This window comes from Faecalicatena orotica (assembly GCF_003149245.1).
Lineage (GTDB): Bacteria > Bacillota > Clostridia > Lachnospirales > Lachnospiraceae > Faecalicatena_A > Faecalicatena_A orotica.
The window spans coordinates 13,139-37,499 of sequence record NZ_QGDL01000006.1 but is presented as its reverse complement, the minus strand read 5'-3'; the positions used below and the strand labels follow the sequence as shown (position 1 = coordinate 37,499).

General features: G+C 46.0%; 26 protein-coding genes. 21 read left to right on the top strand and 5 right to left on the bottom strand.

Annotated features, from left to right (window positions below; all coding sequences use genetic code 11):
- Positions 1 to 233: 233 nt before the first annotated feature.
- The 5 genes from A8806_RS10515 (at position 234) to A8806_RS10495 (ending at position 5,342) form a co-directional block, all read left to right on the top strand.
- Positions 234 to 1,772: an ABC transporter ATP-binding protein gene (locus tag A8806_RS10515; protein ID WP_181368679.1), complete on the top strand. Its 1,539-nt coding sequence runs from the start codon at positions 234 to 236 to the stop codon at positions 1,770 to 1,772.
- On the top strand, positions 1,769 to 2,866 hold the full coding sequence (locus tag A8806_RS10510; RefSeq protein WP_109731161.1) for an ABC transporter permease: 1,098 nt from the start codon (positions 1,769 to 1,771) through the stop codon (positions 2,864 to 2,866). Before A8806_RS10515 ends, A8806_RS10510 begins: the two co-directional genes overlap by 4 nt.
- Positions 2,859 to 3,851 (top strand): ABC transporter permease, encoded by a 993-nt coding sequence (locus A8806_RS10505; protein WP_109731160.1) that lies wholly within the window; start codon positions 2,859 to 2,861, stop codon positions 3,849 to 3,851. The genes A8806_RS10510 and A8806_RS10505 overlap by 8 nt, the downstream gene beginning before the upstream one ends.
- A gap of 208 nt (positions 3,852 to 4,059) precedes the next feature.
- Positions 4,060 to 4,815 (top strand): coiled-coil domain-containing protein, encoded by a 756-nt coding sequence (locus A8806_RS10500; protein WP_109731159.1) that lies wholly within the window; start codon positions 4,060 to 4,062, stop codon positions 4,813 to 4,815.
- Positions 4,812 to 5,342, top strand: coding sequence for a signal peptidase I (locus A8806_RS10495; RefSeq protein WP_109731158.1), 531 nt, complete (start codon positions 4,812 to 4,814; stop codon positions 5,340 to 5,342). The genes A8806_RS10500 and A8806_RS10495 overlap by 4 nt, the downstream gene beginning before the upstream one ends.
- Positions 5,343 to 5,420: 78 nt before the next feature.
- Here A8806_RS10495 and A8806_RS10490 read toward each other — a convergent pair whose 3' ends face one another.
- The 4 genes from A8806_RS10490 to A8806_RS10475 all read right to left on the bottom strand — a co-directional run bounded on the left by A8806_RS10490 (position 5,421) and on the right by A8806_RS10475 (position 7,843).
- On the bottom strand, positions 5,421 to 5,879 hold the full coding sequence (locus A8806_RS10490; protein WP_109731157.1) for a SpoVA/SpoVAEb family sporulation membrane protein: 459 nt from the start codon (positions 5,877 to 5,879) through the stop codon (positions 5,421 to 5,423).
- Positions 5,880 to 5,954: 75 nt separating this feature from the next.
- Entirely contained in the window at positions 5,955 to 6,608 is a 654-nt protein-coding gene (locus tag A8806_RS10485) for an ABC-2 transporter permease (RefSeq protein WP_109731156.1), read from the bottom strand.
- Positions 6,605 to 7,465 carry an ABC transporter ATP-binding protein gene (locus A8806_RS10480; RefSeq protein WP_109731155.1) on the bottom strand — a complete coding sequence of 287 codons (861 nt, stop codon included), beginning with the start codon at positions 7,463 to 7,465 and terminating at the stop codon, positions 6,605 to 6,607. The genes A8806_RS10485 and A8806_RS10480 overlap by 4 nt, the downstream gene beginning before the upstream one ends.
- Before the next feature lie 3 nt (positions 7,466 to 7,468).
- On the bottom strand, positions 7,469 to 7,843 hold the full coding sequence (locus A8806_RS10475) for a GntR family transcriptional regulator (RefSeq protein ID WP_109731154.1): 375 nt from the start codon (positions 7,841 to 7,843) through the stop codon (positions 7,469 to 7,471).
- Positions 7,844 to 8,088: 245 nt separating this feature from the next.
- On the opposite strand from A8806_RS10475, the gene A8806_RS10470 reads away from it, so the two are divergent.
- The 15 genes from A8806_RS10470 to A8806_RS10400 all read left to right on the top strand — a co-directional run bounded on the left by A8806_RS10470 (position 8,089) and on the right by A8806_RS10400 (position 22,376).
- Positions 8,089 to 9,099, top strand: coding sequence for a stage V sporulation protein AD (locus tag A8806_RS10470; protein ID WP_109731153.1), 1,011 nt, complete (start codon positions 8,089 to 8,091; stop codon positions 9,097 to 9,099).
- 104 nt (positions 9,100 to 9,203) lie between these two features.
- Positions 9,204 to 9,560 carry a SpoVA/SpoVAEb family sporulation membrane protein gene (locus A8806_RS10465; protein ID WP_109731152.1) on the top strand — a complete coding sequence of 119 codons (357 nt, stop codon included), beginning with the start codon at positions 9,204 to 9,206 and terminating at the stop codon, positions 9,558 to 9,560.
- Between the two features lie 279 nt (positions 9,561 to 9,839).
- The gene (locus A8806_RS10460) at positions 9,840 to 11,480 is read left to right on the top strand and encodes a Na/Pi cotransporter family protein (RefSeq protein ID WP_109731151.1); all 1,641 of its coding nucleotides are present in this window, start codon (positions 9,840 to 9,842) and stop codon (positions 11,478 to 11,480) included.
- A 147-nt stretch (positions 11,481 to 11,627) separates the two neighbouring features.
- On the top strand, positions 11,628 to 12,050 hold the full coding sequence (locus A8806_RS10455) for a DUF2000 domain-containing protein (protein WP_109731150.1): 423 nt from the start codon (positions 11,628 to 11,630) through the stop codon (positions 12,048 to 12,050).
- Positions 12,051 to 12,208: 158 nt separating this feature from the next.
- Positions 12,209 to 13,147: a substrate-binding domain-containing protein gene (locus tag A8806_RS10450; RefSeq protein ID WP_109731149.1), complete on the top strand. Its 939-nt coding sequence runs from the start codon at positions 12,209 to 12,211 to the stop codon at positions 13,145 to 13,147.
- Positions 13,148 to 14,041 carry a phosphate ABC transporter permease subunit PstC gene (gene pstC, locus A8806_RS10445; RefSeq protein WP_109731148.1) on the top strand — a complete coding sequence of 298 codons (894 nt, stop codon included), beginning with the start codon at positions 13,148 to 13,150 and terminating at the stop codon, positions 14,039 to 14,041.
- The gene (gene pstA, locus A8806_RS10440; RefSeq protein ID WP_109731147.1) at positions 14,034 to 14,894 is read left to right on the top strand and encodes a phosphate ABC transporter permease PstA; all 861 of its coding nucleotides are present in this window, start codon (positions 14,034 to 14,036) and stop codon (positions 14,892 to 14,894) included. Before pstC ends, pstA begins: the two co-directional genes overlap by 8 nt.
- A 14-nt stretch (positions 14,895 to 14,908) precedes the next feature.
- Positions 14,909 to 15,658: a phosphate ABC transporter ATP-binding protein PstB gene (pstB, locus tag A8806_RS10435; RefSeq protein WP_109731146.1), complete on the top strand. Its 750-nt coding sequence runs from the start codon at positions 14,909 to 14,911 to the stop codon at positions 15,656 to 15,658.
- Position 15,659: 1 nt separating this feature from the next.
- Positions 15,660 to 16,325, top strand: coding sequence for a phosphate signaling complex protein PhoU (gene phoU, locus A8806_RS10430; protein WP_109731145.1), 666 nt, complete (start codon positions 15,660 to 15,662; stop codon positions 16,323 to 16,325).
- Positions 16,326 to 16,411: 86 nt separating this feature from the next.
- Positions 16,412 to 17,092 (top strand): response regulator transcription factor, encoded by a 681-nt coding sequence (locus A8806_RS10425; RefSeq protein ID WP_109731144.1) that lies wholly within the window; start codon positions 16,412 to 16,414, stop codon positions 17,090 to 17,092.
- Positions 17,082 to 18,392, top strand: coding sequence for a sensor histidine kinase (locus A8806_RS10420; protein ID WP_109731143.1), 1,311 nt, complete (start codon positions 17,082 to 17,084; stop codon positions 18,390 to 18,392). Before A8806_RS10425 ends, A8806_RS10420 begins: the two co-directional genes overlap by 11 nt.
- 139 nt (positions 18,393 to 18,531) lie before the next feature.
- On the top strand, positions 18,532 to 19,053 hold the full coding sequence (locus tag A8806_RS10415; protein WP_109731142.1) for a DUF8052 family protein: 522 nt from the start codon (positions 18,532 to 18,534) through the stop codon (positions 19,051 to 19,053).
- A 63-nt stretch (positions 19,054 to 19,116) separates the two neighbouring features.
- Positions 19,117 to 20,856 (top strand): carbon starvation CstA family protein, encoded by a 1,740-nt coding sequence (locus A8806_RS10410; protein WP_109731141.1) that lies wholly within the window; start codon positions 19,117 to 19,119, stop codon positions 20,854 to 20,856.
- 216 nt (positions 20,857 to 21,072) lie between these two features.
- Positions 21,073 to 21,903 carry a threonine/serine exporter family protein gene (locus A8806_RS10405; RefSeq protein WP_109731140.1) on the top strand — a complete coding sequence of 277 codons (831 nt, stop codon included), beginning with the start codon at positions 21,073 to 21,075 and terminating at the stop codon, positions 21,901 to 21,903.
- The gene (locus A8806_RS10400; RefSeq protein ID WP_330405328.1) at positions 21,894 to 22,376 is read left to right on the top strand and encodes a threonine/serine exporter family protein; all 483 of its coding nucleotides are present in this window, start codon (positions 21,894 to 21,896) and stop codon (positions 22,374 to 22,376) included. The genes A8806_RS10405 and A8806_RS10400 overlap by 10 nt, the downstream gene beginning before the upstream one ends.
- Here the strand turns inward: A8806_RS10400 and A8806_RS10395 are convergent.
- A complete protein-coding gene (locus A8806_RS10395; RefSeq protein WP_109731395.1) occupies positions 22,328 to 23,167 on the bottom strand; it encodes a helix-turn-helix domain-containing protein in 840 nt (279 codons plus the stop codon). The two genes, A8806_RS10400 and A8806_RS10395, sit on opposite strands and share 49 nt — an antisense overlap.
- Positions 23,168 to 23,294: 127 nt before the next feature.
- Between A8806_RS10395 and dapF the strand changes: the two genes are divergently transcribed.
- Positions 23,295 to 24,152: a diaminopimelate epimerase gene (gene dapF / locus A8806_RS10390; protein WP_109731139.1), complete on the top strand. Its 858-nt coding sequence runs from the start codon at positions 23,295 to 23,297 to the stop codon at positions 24,150 to 24,152.
- Positions 24,153 to 24,361: the final 209 nt, after the last annotated feature.

Genomic DNA, 24,361 nt, shown 5'->3' with positions numbered 1-24,361 from the left:
GACGGCTCTGTTTTTAAAGTTACAGGGCCCGCAGCAGGCTAAAACCTTTTCGGGCATCACGTAATATGTACCTTACTGCCCGCAGGGCATGAGTTACGGCATGCCCTTTAGGGTATACCTTATTCTGCAGCCTGTACTGCAAATCAAGGCATATATTACGGGGTACCTGAATAGGGGGAAGACATAAGAAGGAGGGTGAAGATTTGGGTGAGACTACAGGATATGCGGTTCGTATGCAGCATGTCACTAAAACATTCGGTAAGGTTGTTGCCAACAAGGACATTAACCTGGAATTAAAGGACGGAGAGATTCTTGCACTTCTCGGAGAGAACGGGAGCGGGAAGACAACATTGATGAATATGCTTTCCGGAATCTATTTCCCGGATCATGGGGAAATTGAAGTGCATGGCAGGACGGTGACGATCCGTTCCCCGAGGGATGCGTTCGATCTGGGGATCGGTATGATCCATCAGCATTTTAAACTTGTGGATGTACTGACGGCAGCAGAGAATATCGTATTAGGGCTGGACGGAAAGGCTACGGTGAACCGGAAAGAGATTAATAAGAAGGTTAAAGACCTGGCATCCAGATATGGATTCGAGATTGATCCTGCAAAAAAAGTTTATAATATGGCGGTATCTGAAAAACAGACGGTTGAAATTCTGAAAGTGCTTTACCGGGGGGCGGATATTCTGATTCTGGATGAGCCGACGGCGGTTCTGACCCCACAGGAGACGGAAAAACTGTTTGCCGTGCTTCGTAATATGAAGAAAGACGGAAAGTCGATTATTATCATCACACATAAACTATATGAGGTGCTTGCGATCTCTGACCGTGTGGCTATCCTGCGGAAAGGGGAATACATAGGTGCAGTGGATACGGAAAAGACCAATCAGGCACAGCTTACTGAGATGATGGTCGGCAGGCCGATTAGTCTGGAGATAGAACGTCCTGAAATGGAAGATAAGGTCGAGAGACTGCAGGTGATCGGACTGACCTGCCTGAACGGTGACGGGGTGAAGGCGCTGGATAATGTTTCGTTTTCGGCATATGGAGGGGAAATCTTAGGCGTGGCAGGAATCGCGGGAAGCGGGCAGAAGGAGCTCTGTGAGGCAATTGCCGGCCTGTATCCGACAATCGGAGGTTCTGTCCTGTATACCGGAGAACATGATGGTGAGCCCATCAAAGAGAGAATCTTAGGACTCAGACCGGATGAAATCGTAAAAAAGGGAATTTCAATGGCGTTTGTGCCGGAGGACAGGCTTGGTATGGGGCTTGTTGCCGGAATGGATATGACGGATAATGTCATGCTGCGCAGCTATAAGAACAAAAAGGGGATTTTCACAGACAGGAAGACGCCAAAAGCCCTTGCAGAACAGCTGATCGAGGAGCTTGAGATTGTGACTCCGGGTGTAGAAACACCGGTGGGAAGACTCTCCGGCGGAAATGTCCAGAAAGTACTGCTCGGGCGGGAGATTGCATTAAGCCCGTCTGTCCTGATTGTAGCGTATCCGGTCCGCGGACTGGATATCAATTCTTCCTACCGTATTTATGAGCTTCTGAATGAACAGAAGAAAAAAGGAGTTGCGGTTATTTTCATCGGGGAGGACCTTGATGTGCTGATCGAACTTTCGGACCGCATCATGGTATTGTGCGGCGGAAAAGTGAGCGGAATTGTAGATCCGCGGGAGGTAACGAAAGAGGATATTGGCCTTATGATGATCCATGTAGATGAGAAAGATACAGAAGAGAAAGAGGAGGTGAACGTATGAGCAGACATTCAATGCAGGCCAAAGAGCCTCTGATCCGTATGGTAAAAAGAGACGCGATTTCCCAACAGAAGGCGTGGGGGATCCGGGCGGCTGCGTTCATACTTTCCCTGATTACCGGGGGACTCCTGATATTCGTCCTTGGACACAATCCGCTCGCTGTTTATAAGGCGATGGTTGTCGGGTCATGGGGGTCCAGGACGGTTATACATGAGACTGTAAAATTAGCGGTCCCGCTTTTGATTACTGCGATTGGAATTTCATTTGCCTTTAAGATGAAATTCTGGAATATCGGTGCTGAAGGACAGATTCTTGTAGGTGCGGTGGCAGCAGGCGCGTTCGGATTGTTTACTGCACATATCTTCCCGAAGCTGCCGCTGGTTATCCTTATGATGCTTGCAGGTATGGTGGCGGGCGGCCTGTACGGGCTTCTTCCGGCAGTCTGCAAGGCAAAATGGGGGACGAATGAGACACTGTTTACCCTGATGCTCAATTATATTGCGCTGGCATTCATCAAATATCTGATGAACGGACCGTGGAAGGCGCCGGGAAGCAGTTTCCCGAAAATTGCCATGCTGGTGCCGGGGGCAAGGCTCAGTAAGGTGCTGGGGGTTCACTGGGGCTGGATTCTGGCACTGATCCTTGTTGTTGTGTCATGGATTTACTTTAATAAGACGAAACAGGGATATGAGATTGCTGTTGTAGGTGAAAGTAACAATACCGCGCGTTATGCCGGCATCAATGTCAGCAGAGTGTTCAAACGGACGATGTTCCTGTCCGGTGCGCTCTGTGGACTGGTGGGAATGCTGCAGTTTGCCGGCGCCGATTATACGATAACAGAGGGAACAGCAGGCGGTGTCGGATTTACAGCCATCACTGTTGCATGGCTTGCAAAAATGAATCCATACGGAATGCTGATCGTATCTGTGTTTATAGCGATGCTTGAGAGAGGCTCCAATACCATCCAGACAAACTTCAAGATACCTGCATCTGCATCTGACCTGCTGATTGGTATCATACTGTTTTTCATGCTGGGATGTGAGTTCTTCATAACCTACAGGCTGATTTTCAGAGGAAAGGAGGAACATCATGCTTAGTACATTAAATAGTTTGTTTATTGCCGCCGTGCTGGCCGGGACCCCGCTGCTTCTAGGGGCACTCGGAGAGATCCTTACAGAGAAATCCGGTAACTTAAACCTTGGTGTGGAAGGTATGATGTTCATGGGCGCCATTACCGGACTTGCCGGTTCCTACTATTATGAACAGGCAGTTACGAAATCCGGAGGTACGCCAAACGGGGCAGTGTCTGCGGTCCTCGCCCTTCTCGTATCTTTTATAGCGGGTTCGTTCGGTGCATTGATTTACAGCTTCCTCACAATTTCGCTGAGGGCGAATCAGAACGTAACCGGACTGACACTGACCATTTTTGGTACAGGTTTTGGAAACTTCTTCGGAGAATATATCGGTCAAAAGGCAGGCGGATATGTAACGGTTAGCGGCGTTACAAAGGATGCATTTTCAAAGCTCCATATTCCGGTTTTATCGGATATTCCGGTTTTAGGGAAATTATTGTTCCAGTATAACTGGCTCGTATATTTCGCGATCATTCTTGCTGTTGTAATGGCATGGTTCTTTAATAAATCGCGGGTAGGTCTGAATCTGCGTGCGATTGGGGAGGACCCGGCAACCGCGGATGCGGCAGGAATTAATATCACGAAATATAAATATATTGCAACGATCGTGGGCGGTGGAATCTGCGGGATCGGCGGTATGTACATGAGTATGGTAACAACAAAAGGTGTATGGGTGCACGGATGCGTAAGCGGATACGGCTGGCTGGCGGTTGCGCTGGTTATCTTCGCAACATGGAGTCCTGCAAGAGGCATACTTGTCGCGCTGATATTCGGCGGACTTACAATTATGCGCATGTATATTAAGATACCGGGGCTTCCTGCACAGATATACGATATGGCCCCCTATGTGGCAACGATTATCGTGCTTGTCGTAACGAGCATGAGACAGAGTAAAGAGCATGCACAGCCAAAGAGCTGCGGATTAAACTACTTCCGTGAAGAGAGATAGGAAGCAGGATGATTAAATTTGCATAAAGAGAAAGAATTGATTAGGGAGCTGCGGGGTTTTCGCAGCTCCCTAGTCGTTACTGAACGTATCTCAGAAGAGATATCCGGTGTAATTGATTTGAGAATACAAATGACTTTTTAACGGAAGTGTGGTAAAATTTAGATAGGTATTTCAATACACAAGATAATGTGATTATTAGGAGATTATTATGCAGGAGATAAGTGAGTTTGAGGTAAAAAGCAGTATCATTGGCGGATATAATAAAAAACAGATGGATGCTTACATTCAGGAGCTTCAGGGTATGATTGAGGAGCTCCAGAAGGAAGCGGAGGAAGAACGGATTGAGAAGGAAAAGCTGAACCAGAAGATTGTGAAGGCAGAGAACTGCTATAAGAACCTCTGGGAACGGAGTAAGGGGCAGGATGAGGTGATTAAGGCTCAGGAAAAGACGATCCGCCAGCAGGAGGAGAATATCAAGCGCAGAGAAGCGCAGATTAAGACCCAGGAGGGAACGATCAGAAACTGGGAAGCGCAGGTGAAAGCCCAGAAAGAGACGATCAGCAATTGTGAGGCTCAGATAAAGAATCAGGAAGAGACAATCAATAATTGGGAGGAACAGGTCAGGGTCCAGAAAGAAACGATCAGTAACTGTGAGGCTCAGATTAGAAATCAGGAAGAGACGATCAGCAACTGTGAGGCGCAGATTAGAAATCAGGAAGAGACGATCAGAAACTGGGAAGCACAGATGAAAGTACAGGAAGAAAGTTTAAAAAGCCGGGATGAGCAGATCACTGCACAGGAAGGCATCATGAAACGTCTGGAAAGCAGGATGAATAAGATGCTTCAGGAAGTGGAAGGTCTGAAGGTTCAGGACAGTGGCGAACATGTCAAGAAGATCGAAAAGCTGATTAAGAAGCAGCTCAGAAAAGCCGGCGGAAAGAAAGGCAGTAAGATCAAAGAATGAAAGAGGAACGGTTGGACCCGGTGCCAGAAGAAATTCCATCGCCGGAAGAGTTATTTCATACAGAATCGCAGGATGACTACATTATAGTGCCTGAGAAAAAGAGGAAGCCGGTTCCCCGTTTCAGGGCCGTAAGACGTTTTTCGGCAGGATTTCTGCTGATTCTCGTTCTTGTTGTCGTAGTTCTGCTGAATCTGGACAAAGTTGGGATCACTTACTATTATATGGAATCAACCAGCATGGAGCATGTGATACCAAAGGGCAGCTTCTTGTTTGTATATAAAACAAAAGCAGAGAATTTGAAAGTGAAGGATATGATTACATTTCATAACAGCGAAGACATTTCAGTCACACATGTCATCGTCGAAGTGGTTCCGGATTATGATGAATATGGTCCGGGATTCAGGACAAAAGGGACGGAGAATGTAGAGTGGGACGAGGATACTGTATCATACGGGGACATATGCGGAAAAGTCGTGTTCCACATTCCCTATATCGGGAAATGGCTTTCTGTGTGGAGAAACAGGTGATAAAAAAGAACAGCTGCAGCCAGATATTTTCCGGTGCAGCTGTTCTCTTGATTTCATAGGGATTAATTGTTTCAAATATCAGAGCAGTTTATAAATCCAGTAAACGAATCCCAGAATCCAGCTCGTAAATATTCCATACAGGATAACAGGTCCGGCGATTGTAAAAATTTTGCATCCGATTCCGAAAACCTGTCCTTCTTTTTTATACTCTATAGCAGGAGAGGCAACCGAATTCGCGAATCCCGTGATAGGAACCAGCGCGCCTGCACCACCCCATTTTGCAATCTTCGGATAGAGATTAATACCGGTCAGAATAACACTAAGCAGGACGAGGAGCATAGAAGTCCAGCCGCTGCATTCATCTTTAGACAGGTTCTGCAGTTCACAGTAATTATAGATAAACTGACCTATCGTACAGATGATTCCCCCGGTAATAAAGGCTTTTGCCATATCCACATAAACATTATGGACAGGGGTCTTCTGCTTCACATACTGTTCATACTGCTTTTCCTGTTTCATCTTTTCAACCTTATCCATAACAAAATCTCCTTTAAATTCGTGATTACGGATAGTATCTGGAAAAGAAGAAAAAATATACCACAGAAAAGTATTTTATAAGGTTTTGTCAAAGCATTTTATGGAAATTATATAACTGGCAAGCAGGATCAGGATATCAAAGCAACAGGCAATTATGAATATCCATGCTGTATTTAATGAAGAAATCTGTGCAAGAATCCCTGTCTTAACACCGGTAAATAGAAAAAGCACATATCCCGCACCCACCGCTATGACTGTAATTAAATATATAATTGCACTGGCGTTGAATCCTGTTGTAAAACTGACGAGCAGGTTAACAGCAGTCATGAAAATCCCGACCAGCCAGCCACCTGCTATGAAAAGAAGATAAGTAACCCAGGAAATCCCACCTTTTATAAAGTGATGGCATACTGCGAACAAAACCATCTCCGCAACATAAAATAACTGGTTAAATAAGGCGGACAGGAATCTTCCTTTCACAAGGTCTTTTTTACTATACGGCAGAAGCCTTGCCGCCCTCATCCCTTTATAATTGGAATCAATCTCCTTCATCGTATTAGGAAGACCTGACATATTGATCGGGGCGAGGAGCAAAAAGAATGTGAGCGCACCGTATGCATTTTTGAAAAATAAGAGGAAGAAGAAAAAGTATACTGCTTCCATAATATAGGACATCTTGCCCAGCCTTCTAAAGGATATTAATAAATCCCGGTGTATTAATCCTGTCATATGATAACCCCCTTTATATAAAATAACATGATATCTTCGATAGAAGCCCGCTCGATGACCAGATCCTGAAAATGCCTGAGCAGCTCCTGTTTGTGGTGGACCAGAACTTTTACAGAATATTCTTCTTTTATGTATGCACAGTAGTCATCCGGTGAGAGTGCTTCAAAGAAGTCGTTTCTGCACTGGAGGACTCCGTAATTATTTTCTATATCCTCTTTAGATTTGATAAACTGAATATTCCCTTCATGCATAAAAATGATATAATCCGCAATCTTATCAAGGTCACTTGTAATGTGGGTGGATAGGAGGACAGAGTGGTTTTCATCCAGGACAAATTCCTGGAGAAGCTGCAGTATATCATCCCGCATGACCGGGTCAAGTCCTGAAGTTGCCTCATCCAGTATGAGGAATTCTGCATTGTGGGAAAGAGCAACCGCAAAATTCAGTTTTACATTCATTCCTTTTGACAGCTCTTTCACTTTTTTCTTCTGAGGCAGCTTGAATTTTTCTAGGTACTGGAAGAAAAGCCTGCTGTCCCAGCTGGAGTATATTTTTTTCATGATAGTATCGATATCTTTGCAGTAAAGGTGGGGAATCTGGTTCAGTTCATCCAGAACGACGCCGACACGCTGCTTGATTTTTTTCTCGTCTTCTCTGTAATCCATGTCCAGAATCCGGATGTCTCCACTGTCCGGTGTGATGATATTCAGCATCGCAGAAATGGCGGTTGTCTTGCCGGCGCCGTTTTCGCCGATCAGGCCGCAGATGGAGCCTCGTGGGACCTGAAAAGAAACATCGTCTAGCGTGAAGTCCTTATAAGTCTTTGTCAGATGGCTGACGGTTAGTGTGTTTTCCATGTGTTAGACCTCCTTGTAAAGCAGTGTTAGAATTTGAACGAGCTCTGAAAGGGAAATGCCGCTGCGCCGGGCAATATCAGCAGCTTCCTGTAGCTTTTCCTCGGCATTGCGCAGTTCTTCTTCCCGTATAAAATCTTTGTTCTGCGCCGCAACAAATGTGCCTTTGCCGGCGATAGTTTCTATAAATCCGTCGCGCTGCAAATCTTCATAGGCATGCTGTGCCGTGATTACGCTGATATGAAGGCTTTTGGCGAGGCTTCGCATGGAAGGGAGCGCATCGCCGGTCTTCAGTTCATTGCTCATGATCATGCCTTTGATCTGCGTGGTGATCTGTTCGTAGATTGGTTTGCTGCTGCTATTGCTTAATATAATTTCCAAAATATCACCGCCTTTTGCCTTACGAATATTTTCATATCAATCCCCCGTTACTGTTCACAGAAACACCTGTATTCAATAACAAGCTACCTGTATTTTTATGGGTGTACTTACTGTATATATACTGTACTTGTTTGATAAGTACAGTATAACAGAAATTAAGTAAATGTCAAGATGAATAGTTTTAAAAAAGCAAGATATACTAAGCATTAAAAGTCTGAAATAATATTATGAAATGAGGGAAAGATATGAATCAGGTAATAGGCAGCCAGAGTATCGGTTTTGGAGAATCTCCCTATCTTATCAGCAGCGGTTCTGTAGTAGGCAGCAAAGAATCAGAAGGTCCGCTCGCGAAACTATTCGATATGGCGAATCATGATGATCTTTTCGGGGCAAAGACCTGGGAAGAGGCGGAGAGTAACATGCAGAAAGAAGCATGCGTTCTGGCGCTTGGAAAGGCACACGTACCACCGGAAAAGGTCCGGTACCTTTTTGGGGGTGACCTGCTACGCCAGGGAATCGCCACTTCTATGGGGGTGGAGGCTCTGCAGATTCCGATGTTCGGCCTGTATGGGGCGTGCTCCACTTCGGGGGAGGCACTGGCACTCAGCGCAATGAGTGTGGCGGCAGGTTATGGGGACTATATGCTGGCAGTAACCTCCAGCCATTTCGGCAGCGCTGAAAAAGAATTCCGCTTTCCACTCGGATATGCGAACCAGCGGCCGCTGTCTGCACACTGGACCGTGACAGGTAGCGGGGCATTCCTTGTAGGGACAGAAAAAAGCCATATCAGGATCAGCGGCGTGACCGTAGGTAAAATAGTGGATTACGGGCTGAAAGATTCCCAGAATATGGGGGCATGCATGGCACCCGCCGCAGCCGACACCATCATACAGAACTTCAAAGACTTCGGCCGCACGGCAGAGGACTATAACCGCATAGTAACCGGCGATCTCGGATACGTAGGGCAGGACATCCTCTTTGACCTGATGCAGGGAAAAGGCTACGATATCAGAACAAAACATATAGACTGCGGAATGACCATATACGACCAGAAAGAGCAGGACACCCACGCCGGGGGCAGCGGATGCGGATGCGCTGCCGTCACACTGGCCGCCTATATCCTGCCCAAAATCAAAAAAGGCGAGTGGAAACGCATCTTATTCGTGCCCACAGGCGCACTCATGTCGACCGTAAGCTTCAACGAAGGCGCAAGCGTGCCGGGGATCGCACACGCAATCGTGTTAGAACACTGCTGATAAACAGCAAAAAGGTACACCACTAAAGTCAAAAAGGTACACCACTTACGTTAATTAGGGACGTAGTAAACCTGAGAAATATTACGTCCTCAAAGGAGGGTTTTATGGACTATTTGAATGCATTCTGGATAGGAGGTCTTATCTGTGCTGCCGTGCAGATTCTCTTAGACCGTACGAAGCTGATGCCGGGGAGGATTATGGTTCTTCTTGTCTGTACTGGCGCGGTGCTGGGTTTTTGTAATATTTATGAGCCGTTTCAAAAGTTTGCTGGTGCGGGGGCGAGTGTGCCTCTGCTCGGTTTTGGAAATGTGTTATGGCAGGGCGTAAAAGAAGCTGTTGACGCCAACGGATTCCTGGGGATTTTTATGGGGGGATTTACGGCGAGTGCGGTCGGGATTTCGGCAGCGCTGATATTTGGTTATCTTGCATCTTTCATTTTTGAGCCCAGGATGAAAAAATAAAAAGGAAAAGTGGATTACTTGGCTGTTCAGGACAGGGGATGTGGATAATTTCGTTGTTCTGAACAGTTTCCTGTGTATAGAATAAGTAAAATATGAGCAAAAATTATGTTGTTTTTTGTAAATGTAAATGTTATCGTAATAGTACGGGATTTTTATCCTGAAAGCAGAGAGTAAGCTCTTTCCTGATGGAGTGAGAGCGGGCAGCAGGTATGGGAGGCGGCAGATTACCTAAGAAGCCTCGGGATACCTGAATCAGCTGTATATTATAGGAGGAGGCGTATGAATTACGTAAGCATTATTATCCCTTTTGTCGGGGGTCTTGGTATGTTCATATACGGCATGCAGATCATGGCCCAGGGGCTGGAGAATGCGGCCGGCAGCAAGATGAAGACATTATTGGAGGCACTGACGAAGAATAAGTTTTTTGGTGTTCTGCTCGGTGCTTTTATTACGGCAGTTATCCAGAGTTCTTCCGCGACAACGGTCATGGTGGTTGGTTTTGTTAATGCGGGGATTATGAACCTGACTCAGGCGATGGGCGTTATCATGGGGGCCAATATAGGTACAACGGTTACCGGATGGCTCGTTTCCAGTGTGGAGTGGGCGAAGTTCTTAAGCCCGGGTAATCTTGCCCCGATCGCGATTATGCTCGGTGTGATTGTCATGCTGACAGGGACAAGGCGTTCTACAAAAGACGTTTCCAGCATTATCATTGGGTTCGGTCTTTTGTTTGTAGGTATCACGACTATGTCATCAGCGGTATCACCGCTTCAGGATTCAGAAGGATTCCGCAATATTTTTGTAACCCTGGGACATAATCCGTTCCTTGGCATCATAGCCGGAGCCGTGGTTACAGCGGTTATCCAGAGTTCTTCAGCCTCGGTAGGTATCCTGCAGAGTCTTGCCGCGGCGGGACTGGTTCCGTTCAATGCGGCAGTGTACATCATTATGGGACAGAATATCGGTACCTGTGTGACCGCGATCATGTCCAGTATTGGGGCGAAGAAGACTGCAAAGACAGCTGCAGTTATGCACCTTTTATTTAACATTATCGGTACCGTCCTGTTTAGTATTGTGGCAATCGTATTTTTCAAGGTCATCTATCCAAATGCGGGCGGCGGAGTTATCACACAGACAGAGATCAGTACGGTGCATACGATCTTCAACATTGGAACAACAGTTCTTCTCTTCCCGGTATCTGACCTGATCATCAAACTGGCCAAGAAGCTGGAGAAGGAAGATGAAAGAGAAGTGGATGAAAGCAAAGTACTTCTGGACGACAGAATGCTGGAAACCCCTGGTATCGCACTGCAGTCAACGGTCAGTGAAGTAGTCCGCATGGGTAATATCGTAAGGGCTACCCTTGATAAATCTAAGAGAGTCATGTTTACGAAAGACTATCAGGAGATTCTTGATATCAAAGAAGAAGAAAGCACTGTTGACAGACTGTGCAGCGGTATTACAGATTATGTGATCAAGATCAGTTCACTGTCTATCAACGAAAAGGAGCATCAGCATGTGGCAAGCCTCCTGCAGATTATCTCGGACATAGAGCGTATCAGTGATTACTGTGAAAATATTTCCGAGTTTGCGGAGACACTCCAGATCAGAAAGGCGGAATTTTCAGAGACGGGAACTGCCGAGATGCGGGAAATGATCGATGTCTGTACAGACAGCTACATCTATGCAATAGAAGCATTCGCAGAGAATAGTAAAGAAAAGGCAATGAAAGTTATTGAGAAGGAGAGCCAGGCAGATGATCTGGAAATCAGACTTCGTGCAGAACACATGAAGAGGCTGGCAAGCAACCAGTGCAACACAGATGCCGGTATCGTATATCTTGATGCTCTGGTTTGTCTGGAGCGTATCTCTGACCATTCACGTAACATTGCAGAAGAAGTCCTGACTGTTGCAGTCTAAGAAAATTGAAGATATCATACAAGATTTTCATTCATAACGGATGATAAAATAAATCGCGTGAAAGCCGAATAAGCTTGATCGCGATTTTTTGTTGTCTTGGAAGCAAAGTGTCAAGGCAAATATGAAAGAATAGGAGAGGTATAAGTTATGAATTTTGAAGGAAAAAAATGTGTCATGGTGATTGATGAGGAACTGCCGCTGGGGATTATCACAAATACGGCTGCAATTATGGGGATTACCCTTGGGAAAATGATACCGGAGTATGTCGGCCCGGATGTGAAAGACCAGACGGGGCACGAGCATTTGGGGATCATTGCGCTGCCGGTTCCGATACTGAAAAGTACGGCAGATGGAATCAGGAAGATCAGAGAACGCCTCTTCGAACCCGAATTCGAAGAACTGACCGTTGTAGATTTTTCTGACGTGGCACAGAGCTGCAATGTGTACGATGAATTTATCGAAAAAATCGGGCAGGTACCGGAAGAAACGCTGAAATATTTCGGTGTGGCAATCTGCGGGGCCAAAAAGAAAGTGAACAAACTGACGGGAAGCATGCCGCTTTTACGGTAACGAAAAAGATATTCCGGTATTTAACACAAATTTAACATTCCGCCAATTCTATATTTTACATTCCCCCTTTATGATTACAACTGTGAAGAAGATATTCAAAGAAAACAGGCAGGTATTTGACCTGCGTATCAATGTAGGGTAAAGGAGAAATGTAAATTATGAAAATGAAAAAGTTAATAGCAGCGTTATCTATGGTCAGCATGCTTGCAGTCGCAGTGACTGGATGCGGCAGCAGCAAAGATACATCGGCAGATGCTTCTTCAGATGCAAATGCAGATACAAAGACAGAGCAAAGCGGTTCCGAATGGGACAGCTCCAATGATATCACAATCGTATCCCGTGAGGACGGATCAGGTACGAGAGGTGCTTTCATTGAGCTTTTCGGGATTGAGGAAAAGAACGGTGACGAAAAGATTGATATGACAACAGAGGAAGCACAGATTACAAATAGCACTTCTGTTATGCTGACAACCGTTGCAGATAACGAGTATGCAATCGGCTATGTATCACTGGGTTCACTCGATGACAGTGTAAAAGCTGTTAAGATTGACGGCGCCGAGGCAACGGCTGAAAATGTTAAATCAGGTACATACAAAGTATCCAGACCGTTTAATATCGCGGTAAAGGAAGGTCTTGATAATGAGGTAGCTAAAGATTTTATTAACTTCATCATGAGTGAAGAAGGGCAGTCCGTTGTGGAAGAGAACCACTATATTGCAATTGATGATGTGAAGCCGTTTGAGGGAACATCTCCTTCCGGTAAAGCTGTAATCGGCGGCTCATCCTCTGTATCACCGGTAATGGAAAAACTGATCGAGGCATACAACAAGCTGAATCCAGGTGCTGAGCTTGAGCTCCAGACAACAGATTCTACAACAGGAATGACATCTGCAGTTGACGGAAGCTACGACATCGGTATGGCGTCCAGAGAATTGAAAGACACAGAACTTTCAGAAGGATTACAGGCAACTGTTATTGCAACAGACGGTATTGCCGTAATCATGAACAAGAACAGTTCTGTAGATAATCTGAGCAGCGAGCAGGTGAAATCCATCTATACAGGTGAAGCTCTTACATGGGATGAGGTAATCGAATAAATGAAATCAAAAGCATGGAGTGAGAAATTCATGCAGGGAGTGTTCTTCATTGCCGCCTGTGCTTCGGTACTGGCGGTAGCTCTTATTTGCATATTTTTATTTGCAAATGGTATCCCTGCGATGAAGGAGATAGGTTTTTTGAAATTTATTTCGGGTGAGAAGTGGAGACCGAATAACGACATATACGGCGTACTCCCGATGATTGTGGGCAGCATATATGTGACCGCGGGAGCAATCATCATCGGTGTGCCAATCGGAATCCTGACCTCTGTGTTCATGGCAATGTATTGTCCAAAAAGGATATACAAGCCATTGAAAGCAGCTACGGAGCTTCTGGCAGGTATCCCTTCTGTTGTATATGGATTCTTCGGGTTAGTAGTGCTCGTGCCCTGGGTCAGAGAACTGGGGATTACATTAAAGCAGCTGGGAATCACAAGGACAAGCGGAGACGGAAACAGTATGCTGACCGCATCGATCCTTCTGGGAATGATGATTCTGCCTACTATAATCGGTGTAACGGAGTCGGCTATCCGCTCAGTTCCGCCACAATATTATGAGGGGGCCCTGGCACTTGGCGCAACACATGAGAGAAGTATTTTCCGGGTCATCATACCGGCCGCAAAGTCTGGCGTCATTGCAGGTATTGTTCTTGGGATCGGGCGCGCGATCGGCGAGACTATGGCAGTTATCATGGTAGCAGGAAATCAGGCAAGAATGCCGGCAGGAATTCTCAAAGGAATCCGTACACTGACTGCCAACATCGTTATGGAGATGGGATATGCGACAGATCTGCACAGAGAAGCGCTGATTGCGACCGGTGTTGTCCTGTTTGTATTTATTCTGATCATCAACTTCAGTGTAGCCTTATTAAACAGGAGGACGGAACGTGAATAATCAAACAACATTCAGCCAGAAATTAAAAAATTACTTGAAACATCCCGGCTCTTTCATCACGATGCTGTTTGTCATGCTGGGGGCAGTCCTTACGTTTACGGTTTTGATTTTCTTAATCGTTTATATACTTGTTCATGGAGTACCATATATCAAACCTTCTCTGTTTTCATTAACTTATACATCAGAGAATGCGTCATTGATGCCTGCGCTGATCAACACGGTGACTATGACTCTGCTGTCACTTTTGATCGCAGTTCCATTTGGAATTTTTGCAGCTATTTTTCTTGTAGAGTATGCAAAAAGAGGAAATAAATTCATGGGCGTGATCCGTCTGACGACTGAAACACTTTCCGGAATTCCCTCCATCGTTTATGGCCTTTTTGGAATGCTGTTCTTTGTAAACACTCTGGGGTGGGGATTTTCCCTTCTGGCAGGCGCATTTACGCTTTCGATCATGATTCTGCCGCTGATTATGAGAACGACTGAGGAAGCTCTGAAAGCCGTACCTGATACTTTTCGGGAAGGCAGCTTCGGTCTGGGTGCGGGAAAACTCAGGACGGTTTTTCGAATTGTTCTCCCTTCAGCGGTTCCGGGGATTCTGGCGGGGATTATTCTTTCTGTCGGAAGGATTGTCGGTGAGACGGCTGCCCTGATGTATACGGCCGGGACAGTAGCAAAAGTTCCCACCAGTGTGATGGGATCGGGAAGAACCCTGGCCCTGCATATGTACAATTTGTCAAATGAAGGCCTGTATATGGATCAGGCCTATGCGACAGCAGTCATCCTGCTCGTGCTGGTAGTGGGAATCAATGCATTGTCCGGCGTGATCGCAAGAAAATTAACGAAAGCGTAGAAAGGAATCGAAAGATGGGAAAAATAAGCATCAAAAATCTGGATTTATATTACGAAGATTTTAAAGCCCTGAAAAAAGTAAATCTGGAAATAGAAGCAAATAAGATCACGGCATTTATCGGTCCCAGCGGGTGTGGAAAGTCTACCCTGCTTAAGTCCATCAACCGCATGAATGATCTGGTGCAGGGATGCCGCATTGAAGGAGAAATCATGCTGGACGGCCAGAGTATTTTCGGGGGAATGGACGTGAACCTGCTCAGAAAACGTGTGGGAATGGTATTTCAGAAACCAAATCCGTTTCCGATGAGCATCTATGACAACATTGCCTTCGGACCACGGACACACGGCATTCATTCGAAATCAAAACTGGATGATATTGTGGAGAGGTCACTGCGCAGTGCGGCTATTTGGGAGGAATGTAAAGACAGGCTGAAAAAGAGTGCTCTTGGAATGTCAGGAGGACAGCAGCAGCGCCTGTGCATTGCAAGGGCGCTTGCGGTAGAGCCGGAAGTACTGCTGATGGATGAGCCGACGTCCGCCCTGGACCCGATCTCAACGTCGAAGATAGAAGACCTTGCGATGGAGCTGAAAAAAGATTATACTATTGTCATGGTGACACATAACATGCAGCAGGCAGTTCGTGTCTCAGACAATACGGCATTTTTCCTTCTCGGTGAGGTAGTGGAATACAACGATACAGAAAAATTATTCTCCATACCGGCAGATAAACGGACAGAGGATTATATCACAGGGAGGTTTGGCTAAAATGCGGAATAGATTTGACAAACAGTTACAGTTATTGGATGAGCAGCTTACCCATATGGGGGAGCTGTGTGAGATTGCAATTTCAAATGCTACAAAGGCGCTCCAGGAAGGCAATCTCGAGCAGGCAAAAGCGATTATGGATGCAGATGAAGAGATCGACCAGATGGAGAAAGACATCGAGAGGCTGTGCCTGAAGCTGCTTCTCCAGCAGCAGCCGGTGGCAAAAGACCTGAGAAGGATTTCGGCCGCACTGAAGATGATCACGGACATGGAGCGCATTGGCGACCAGACGGCCGATATAGCAGAGATTGTGCTGTCATCCAAACATAATACAGCCACGGACATTAAGGAAATCGGCACGATGGCGGCCGCGGCCAGCAAGATGGTACGCGAAAGCGTGACTGCTTATGTAACAAAGGATCTGGAGCTGGCGAAGAATGTCATGGAGGCGGATGATTATGTGGATCATCTGTTCAATACGATCCGTGATGAACTCGTGGAGTACATCCGCTCAGCAAAGGGTGAGAATGGAAAGCGGATATTCGATCTGATCATGGTAACAAAATATCTGGAACGTATCGGCGACCATGCAACGAATATTGCAGAATGGGTAGAATTCTCTATCACGGGCGTTCATAAAAACGGCATCTCACTGGCCGGGAGATAAAAAAGAAGTATGACTGTTCCACATTTTGTACGGGCCGTGCATCAAATGTACAGTTCTGTACCGGACAGTTGCGAAGGAGTGACAAGATGATATATTGTGTGGAAGACGATGATAACATCCGGGAGCTTGTGATATATACACTGGAAACTACAGGGCTGAAAGCGCAGGGATTTGCCGAAGGAGGCGCTTTTATGGAGGCTCTGGCGTTTGATACGCCAGAGCTTATTTTGCTTGATATCATGCTCCCCGGTGAAGACGGGCTTGCGCTGTTGAAAAAATTAAAAAACTCTGCCAGAACAAAAGATATTCCTGTCATTATGGTAACGGCCAAAGGGGCAGAGTATGATAAGGTGATCGGGCTGGATTCCGGTGCGGACGACTATGTGACAAAGCCGTTTGGCATGATGGAGCTGGTATCCAGAGTGAAAGCTGTTTTACGGCGTTCGGGCCGGGTTCCGGACAAGGACGAACTAAGTGCATCAGGCGTCAGTGTGAATGTAAGAAAGCATGAAGTGACGGTTGACGGCAGACCGGTGACACTCACACTGAAAGAATTTGAACTGCTTGAGAGACTGGTAAGGAACCGGAATATTGTCCTCACCAGAGACCAGCTTCTGGAGGATATATGGGGATATGATTTTGACGGAGAAACGAGGACCGTTGATGTGCATGTCCGTACACTGCGGCAGAAACTGGGGGATAAAGGAGAGATCATTGAGACTGTGAGAGGCGTCGGCTACCGGGTGGGGGATGCAGATGAGAGCTAGAATCCAGAAAAGCATGGTGCTTGTACTTACGATTACACTGCTGATATCTTATGCCGTCATGACAATCGTGGTGTACAGCCAGAACCTTGGACTGCTGAAAAGCGAAGTCAGGCAGGAGGCACGTTATATCAGGACGGCTATCAATATATCAGGTCCAGCCTACTTGGAACAGATGGACGATGTGGATACCGGGACACGGGTGACCCGGATCGATACGGCGGGTACCGTGCTGTATGATTCCCGCCGTGATGAGGCGGCACTCGATAATCACGGGTCAAGGAGCGAGGTATTACAAGCCCTGAAACAGGGGGCAGGTGAGGATATCAGAATGTCCGGAACTGTCGGAAAAGAGATGTATTACTATGCGATTCTTCTGGAGGATGGGACGGTGCTGCGTGTATCGAAGACGATGGATAATCTCGTGAGCACTGCCTTAAATGTCCTTCCGGTCATGTGCATCCTTGCTGCAGGTGTGCTGTTTCTTGCATGGCTGATGGCAAAATGGCAAACGGCCAGGCTGATCAAGCCGATCAATGAACTGGACCTTGAACATCCTCTGGATAATGAGATTTATCCGGAGCTGTCCCCACTCCTTCAGGCGATGGATGAGCAGAACAAGGCAAAGGATGCAGTAGCGAATATGCGGAAGGAGTTTTCAGCGAATGTGTCCCATGAACTGAAGACCCCGCTGACTTCTATATCCGGATATGCCGAAATCATGAAAAACGGAATGGTCAGACCCCAGGATATCCCTAATTTTTCAGAACGTATCTATAAAGAGGCCAGAAGGCTGATCACACTGGTGGAAGATATTATCAAGCTGTCCAGACTGGATGAAGAATCTGTGGAGTTAGAAAAAGAAGATGTAGATCTCTATGCCCTGAGCAGGGAGGTGGTCAGCAGGCTGTCTCCGCAGGCGGGGGCTAAAAATGTACAGATCATGATCGAGGGGGAATCCGTAACCTATCACGGGATCCGCCAGATTCTTGATGAGATGATCTATAATGTCTGTGAAAATGCAGTCAAATATAATGTATCAGGCGGGCAGGTGAGCGTATGGGCGGGAAATACACTGGAGGGGCCGAAAGTGAGCGTTTCCGATACCGGGATCGGTATCCCGAAAGAACATCAGGAACGTATATTTGAGCGGTTTTACAGGGTGGATAAGAGCCATTCCAAAGAACGCGGAGGAACAGGCCTGGGGCTTTCCATTGTGAAACATGGTGCCCTGCTTCACGGCGCCAGAGTGACAGTGGACAGTGAACCGGGAAAAGGGACCAGAATTGAGATTAAGTTTTAAATAATAAAATTTCTATGTCAACTATTAAAAAAGTATAAAATTTATCATTGTAAAACCGTTTTTTATAGTGTAAACTATAAAAAGCGGTTTTATTACATTCATGTAGTAAAGTGATAGAGCCTTAAAGGAGAATAGGAATATGACAGGACAGGAATTTTTAGAGAAGCTTCTGCAGTCTTACCAGTCAGCTTTTGATATAACCCGTCCGTATGATGTCAATGGGGACAAATTTGATGCGTATGCGGCTTTCAATGTAACCAGTGCCAAGTATGTCCTCGTAAAGAAGGCAGAACTATGGCGGGCAAATTGCTTTGAGCATACGTTTTTTGCGTGCAGGCCTGCGCTGACAACGGAGGATCTGGCAAGGTTCCGTGAGGATATCGTTACCTTCATAGAGCCTCAGATTGTAAGGGGCGGAGAAGCCTGTACGGCTGAGCATCATATGTATACATATATAACGGGAATATTCATCTGCGAGAATGGCATTCCGGGGGAAGTTAAAAAGCAGGTAAAGCAGTTTAAATATTTCAAGAACTACCGGCTTGGATTCCGGGGCTATGCAGAGGCAAGGCTTCTTGTCTTTGACAGGGAGAACCATAAAGTGTTAGGCAACCGGGCAGCGAAGGACCTGGTCAAAGGATATGAAAAAGTAAGGGTATGAAAAGGTTATGAACCTTTTTATATAGAAAAGCTACTACTAAACAACAAAAAAGGAGTGTGAACTATGAATGCAGTAGTAATTTTATTAGTAGGAATCCTGATTCTTGTCATTGCGTATGTTACATACGGCAAGTGGCTGGCAGGACAGTGGGGAGTAGACCCGTCCAGAAAAACTCCGGCACACGAACTCGAAGACGGGATGGATTATTGCCCGGCAAAGGCACCGGTACTGATGGGACATCATTTCTCATCCATTGCAGGTGCGGGCCCGATCAACGGACCGATCCAGGCAGCAGTATTTGGCTGGGTTCCGGTATTATTATGGATCCTGATCGGAGGTATTTTCTTCGGTGCTGTTCATGACTTTGGTGCATTATTTGCATCCATCCGCCATAAAGGACAGTCTATCGGTGAGGTTATCGCTGACACAATGGGAACAAAGTCCAAGAAGATTTTCATTATATTCTCATATCTGACATTGCTCCTCGTTGTTGCAGCATTTGCATCTATTGTTGCAAATACATTTATGGCTACATTTACAGAGACAGGTGCAGTAGACTATGCAGCATCCTCCGCAAATGCGTCAACAGCCATGATTTCTATTTTATTTATTGTGATTTCCATCGTTTTTGGTTTTCTGGTTTATAGAAAGAATGCATCCCTTGGTGTATCTACAATCGTTGGTGTTATTGCAATTATTGCCTGCATGGTAATCGGGCTGAACTGGCATCCGCTGTACCTGAGCAATAAGACATGGATGATTATTGTTGGAATCTACATCCTGATAGCATCTGTAACACCTGTATGGATTCTGCTCCAGCCGCGTGATTACCTGAGTTCCTTTTTGCTTTACTTTATGATGGCTGTGGCTATCGTTGGTGTAATCGGAGCCGGACTCACAGGAAATGCGGGCCTTGATATTCCTGCATTTACAGGATTTAAGGATACTCTGATGCCGACAGGGACCTCTCTGGGATATATGTTCCCTGCATTGTTTATTACAATTGCCTGCGGGGCGATCTCTGGTTTCCATTCACTGGTTGGTTCCGGAACGACGGCAAAACAGCTGAACAGTGAAAAAGATGCACGTCCAATCGCATACGGCGGTATGCTGATTGAATGTGCTCTGGCAATTATTTCTCTTTGTGCAGTTGGATACGTATGGAAAAACTACTCTGCAGGAGAGCTTGTTGTTCCGACAAACGTATTTGCAACCGGTATTTCAAAGATGACATCTACCATTCCTTTCCTGAAAGGTGCCGAGAGTGTAATCTTCTCCATGCTGGTGCTTGCAGTTTCTGCATTCTGCCTGACATCACTGGATACAGCGACACGTCTCGCACGCTATATGTTCCAGGAATTCTGGCTGGAGCCGGGCGAGGATGTGAAGACAGCAACCGGGTATAAGAAAGTCCTGACAAATCCATATGTAGCGACTATCATAACTGTTGTGCTCGGTATAGCACTCGGTATGACAGGCTATGCAAATGTATGGCCGCTGTTCGGTGCTGCGAACCAGCTTCTTGCTGCACTCGGCCTGCTGGCTGTTGCAACATGGCTCGGAAAAGTCGGAAAGAACAACAAGATGTTCCTGTTGCCGATGGCATTCATGCTGATTGTGACACTGACATCACTCTGCCTGACAATTAAAACAAACTTTGCCGGAATTATGGCAGGGGCAGACGGGATCGTATGGTGCTATATCCGCCTGATTATCAGCGTACTGCTTATCGTACTGGCGGCAGTGCTGGCAGTAGACGGAGTCAAGACACTGACAGGACAGAACAAAAAGGCTAAGGCATAAAGAAAAAGCGGCTGTAATCTGATATGTACATCGGATTACAGCCGCTTTTTATGACCGCGGATACCCGTAGAGAGAAAACAATGTCTGTGAACTGTTGTTAAATAAATAACTTAACATATGGCCGATGACTTTCTTACAAAAGCGTGCTACAATAGATTACTTGAAAGCAGAATGTGAATAAAACTGTGTAAATGCAGGTGTTTTGGGGGATTTTGTATGGATGACAGAATAGATTGCACGACGGATAAGAAGGCGCAGGATGAAAGTGTCGACATGAGGGATGTTTTGGATCTGGCCATGAATATGGGGAGGGTGCTCCTGAAAAACGGAGCCGAGATATTCCGGGTGGAGGAGACGATCGACCATGTATGCGGACGGTATAAGATCGGAGACGTGGAGTCGTTCGTTATGAGCAACGGGATCTTTATTACGGCCCGGGATGAGACAGAGGATATCTATGCGAAGGTGAAGCACATTCCGATTTCCGGCTTCCATCTGGGGATCGTGACTGAGGTGAATGACCTATCGAGAGAGATTTCGGCAGGGAAGATCGGATTGAAGGAAGCACGCATGCGGCTGGAAGAGATAGAGAAGATGCCTCCGAAGCGGGGGCGGTTCCGTATTTTAGCCGCAGGAATCGGGAGCGGGTGTTTCTGTTACCTTTTGCAGGCGAATTTCTGGGAGAGTATGATTGCAGTGCTGATCGGGTGCCTCCTCTATGTCTTTGTGATCTTTGCGGAGAACCACAGACTGACGAAGATTATTACGAATATTGTGGGAGGCGGATTCATAACGGTTATGGCTTTACTGGCGCTTTCGATACCGTGGCCGTTTCCTGTCAGGATGGATAAGCTGATCATCGGGTCCATTCTGCCGCTTGTACCCGGGGTTGCATTTGTAAACTCGATTCGTGATATTGCCAACAGTGACTTTATTTCCGGGATTGTAAGGATCGTAGATGCGCTTCTGGTATTTGTTTACATTGCCATCGGGGTTGGATTTGTGCTCGGGTGCTATAACAAGATTACAGGAGGTGGATGGATTTGATCGGGGATATTATTATTAATATGTTTTGTTCCTTTCTCGGGACAATCGCATTCTCTGTCCTATTTAACGTGCCGAAAAGATTCTACATCTGCTGTGGGTTTACCGGAATGGCAGGCTGGCTGTGTTATCTGATCTGTATCAACGGCGCTTCGGTATCCACTTCCACGTTTTTCGGGACCGTACTGGTCGTTTTAATGTCCCGGATACTGGCCGTGTGGAAAAAGTGCCCCATTACCGTATTCCTTGTATCCGGGATATTCCCGCTGATACCGGGAGCCGGGGTCTACTATACCGTATACAACGTCGTACAGGGAAATCTGGCCGAGGCCGCCGGCCGCGGGATCGGCGCTATAAAGGTGGCATTTGCGATTGTTCTTGGCATTGTGTTTGTTGTATCCATACCGAAGCAGTGGTTTCAGGTAAATTATTGGCGGAGCAGGTTCCGGGGAGCCTCGGAAAATTCCGATTTATAGGCGCGGGAAAATGTGGAGTAGTCATGGAACCCACTGGCGAAGCATGCCTGTGTGATAGGCATACCGTCAAAAATCAGGTCTCTTGCATGCAGGAGGCGCCGGTAAGTGATATAATTGCCGATTGTGTAACCTGTTTCTGCTTTAAACAGGCGCATCATATAATACCTGCTGATGTAAAATGTCTTTGCAAGAGTGTCGATATCGAGGTTTTCCGTGAGATGGGTATTGATATACTGCATAATGTCAACGATTTTCGTGTTATACAGTTCTGTGTCAAGGAACTCCACATGATTCTTGATTGCTGCACGGTTCAGCTGGATCATAAACTCAAGGAACAAGATCTGCCGGTATAAACTGCTGGCATACTCCTCATCAAGAAAGGAACGCTCAAGGCGGTTCGTCACCCGGAACAGAGAACTTTTCTCGAGGGAATGGATGCGAAGCACGTTAGAGTGTTCTTTTCTTGCTTTTTCGAAGCAGTAGTTCAGATCATACTCGGATGTCTTGTAGTCCTCCATGAACCCCGGTGATATATAGACGATGATCCGTTCATAAGGCTGGGAACTGTCTGCCTGTACCCGGTGTATATCATTGCGGTTCACAAGGACGATATCGTAAGGCTCCAGTGCATAGGACTTTCCTTCTATAATATACTGCACCTTCCCTTTTATAAAAATCGTGATTTTGTGAAAATCGTGGTAATGAAATTCGAACTCTCTGGAAACAGTATCTTTTATATGGAAGATACGGAAATCGCTGTTTAAGTACCCGCGTTTATTATATTGCTGCATAATTGCTCCTTTCTGTCCTAAATTCCTTTTTTTATTATAGAGCATTATTTGCAATATGAAAAGCATTTACTCCGTATTATATGAAGAAAATGCCTGATATAATGTTAGAAACAGGAGGTGCGTGAGTATGAAAATTACATTGGAACGTTATCATGGACTTGGAAATGATTATCTGGTATTTGACCCGAATAAGAATGAACTGAAATTGAATAAAGAGAATGTTGAGATGCTTTGCAACAGAAATATGGGACTTGGATCTGACGGTATTCTGGAAGGCCCTTTTATCGGTGAGAAGCATATGTCTTTAAAAATCTGGAACCCGGACGGAAGTATCGCTGAGAAGAGTGGGAACGGCGTCCGCATTTTTGCAAAATATTTAAAGGATGCCGGATATGTGCAGAAGAAAAACTATAAGCTGGTCACGGACGGCGGACTGGTTGAGATCACATATCTCAATGAGGACGGAAGCCGGCTTCGTATATCAATGGGAAAGATGTCTTTCTGGAGCGATGAGGTTCCGGTGACGGGAGAGCGCAGAGAAGTAATCAATGAGGATATGGTATTCGGAAGGACCCTGTATCCTGTAACATGCGTGTCAGTAGGAAACCCGCACTGCGTTATTCCGATGCGTGAGATTTCCAAACCGCTTGTATGCAAGATCGGTAATTATTCAGAAGTAGCAAGATATTTCCCGGAGCGCATCAACACAGAGATCATGAAAGTGATTGATAATAACAACATCTCGATTGAAACTTTTGAACGTGGGGCAGGCTACACGATGGCTACAGGAACAGGGGCATGCGCCGCAGCCGGAGTTGCTTACAAACTGGGGCTGACCGGGAACAAGGTAATCGTGCACATGCCAGGTGGTGAACTGCAGGTGGAGATCGATGAAAACTGGGATGTGTATATGACTGGGGAAGTATTCTATGTGGCTAAGATCTGCCTGAGTAATGAATTTGTGGAAAAACTGAGGGCCCTGTAGGATCAGGCCGGATATCCGGGATTAATTCTCAAGCATAAGCATGGCGATGGCGACATAATCTTCTTCTGCCAGCGACTGTGCACACAATAAAATATCATGTATATAAGACTGGGGAAAATCAAGTTCAGATGCAATATCTGGGATTGATTTTCCTTCTTTATTTTAATGTAGAATCAGGCAAAATACAAGAATGGAAGTGCCTGCATGTG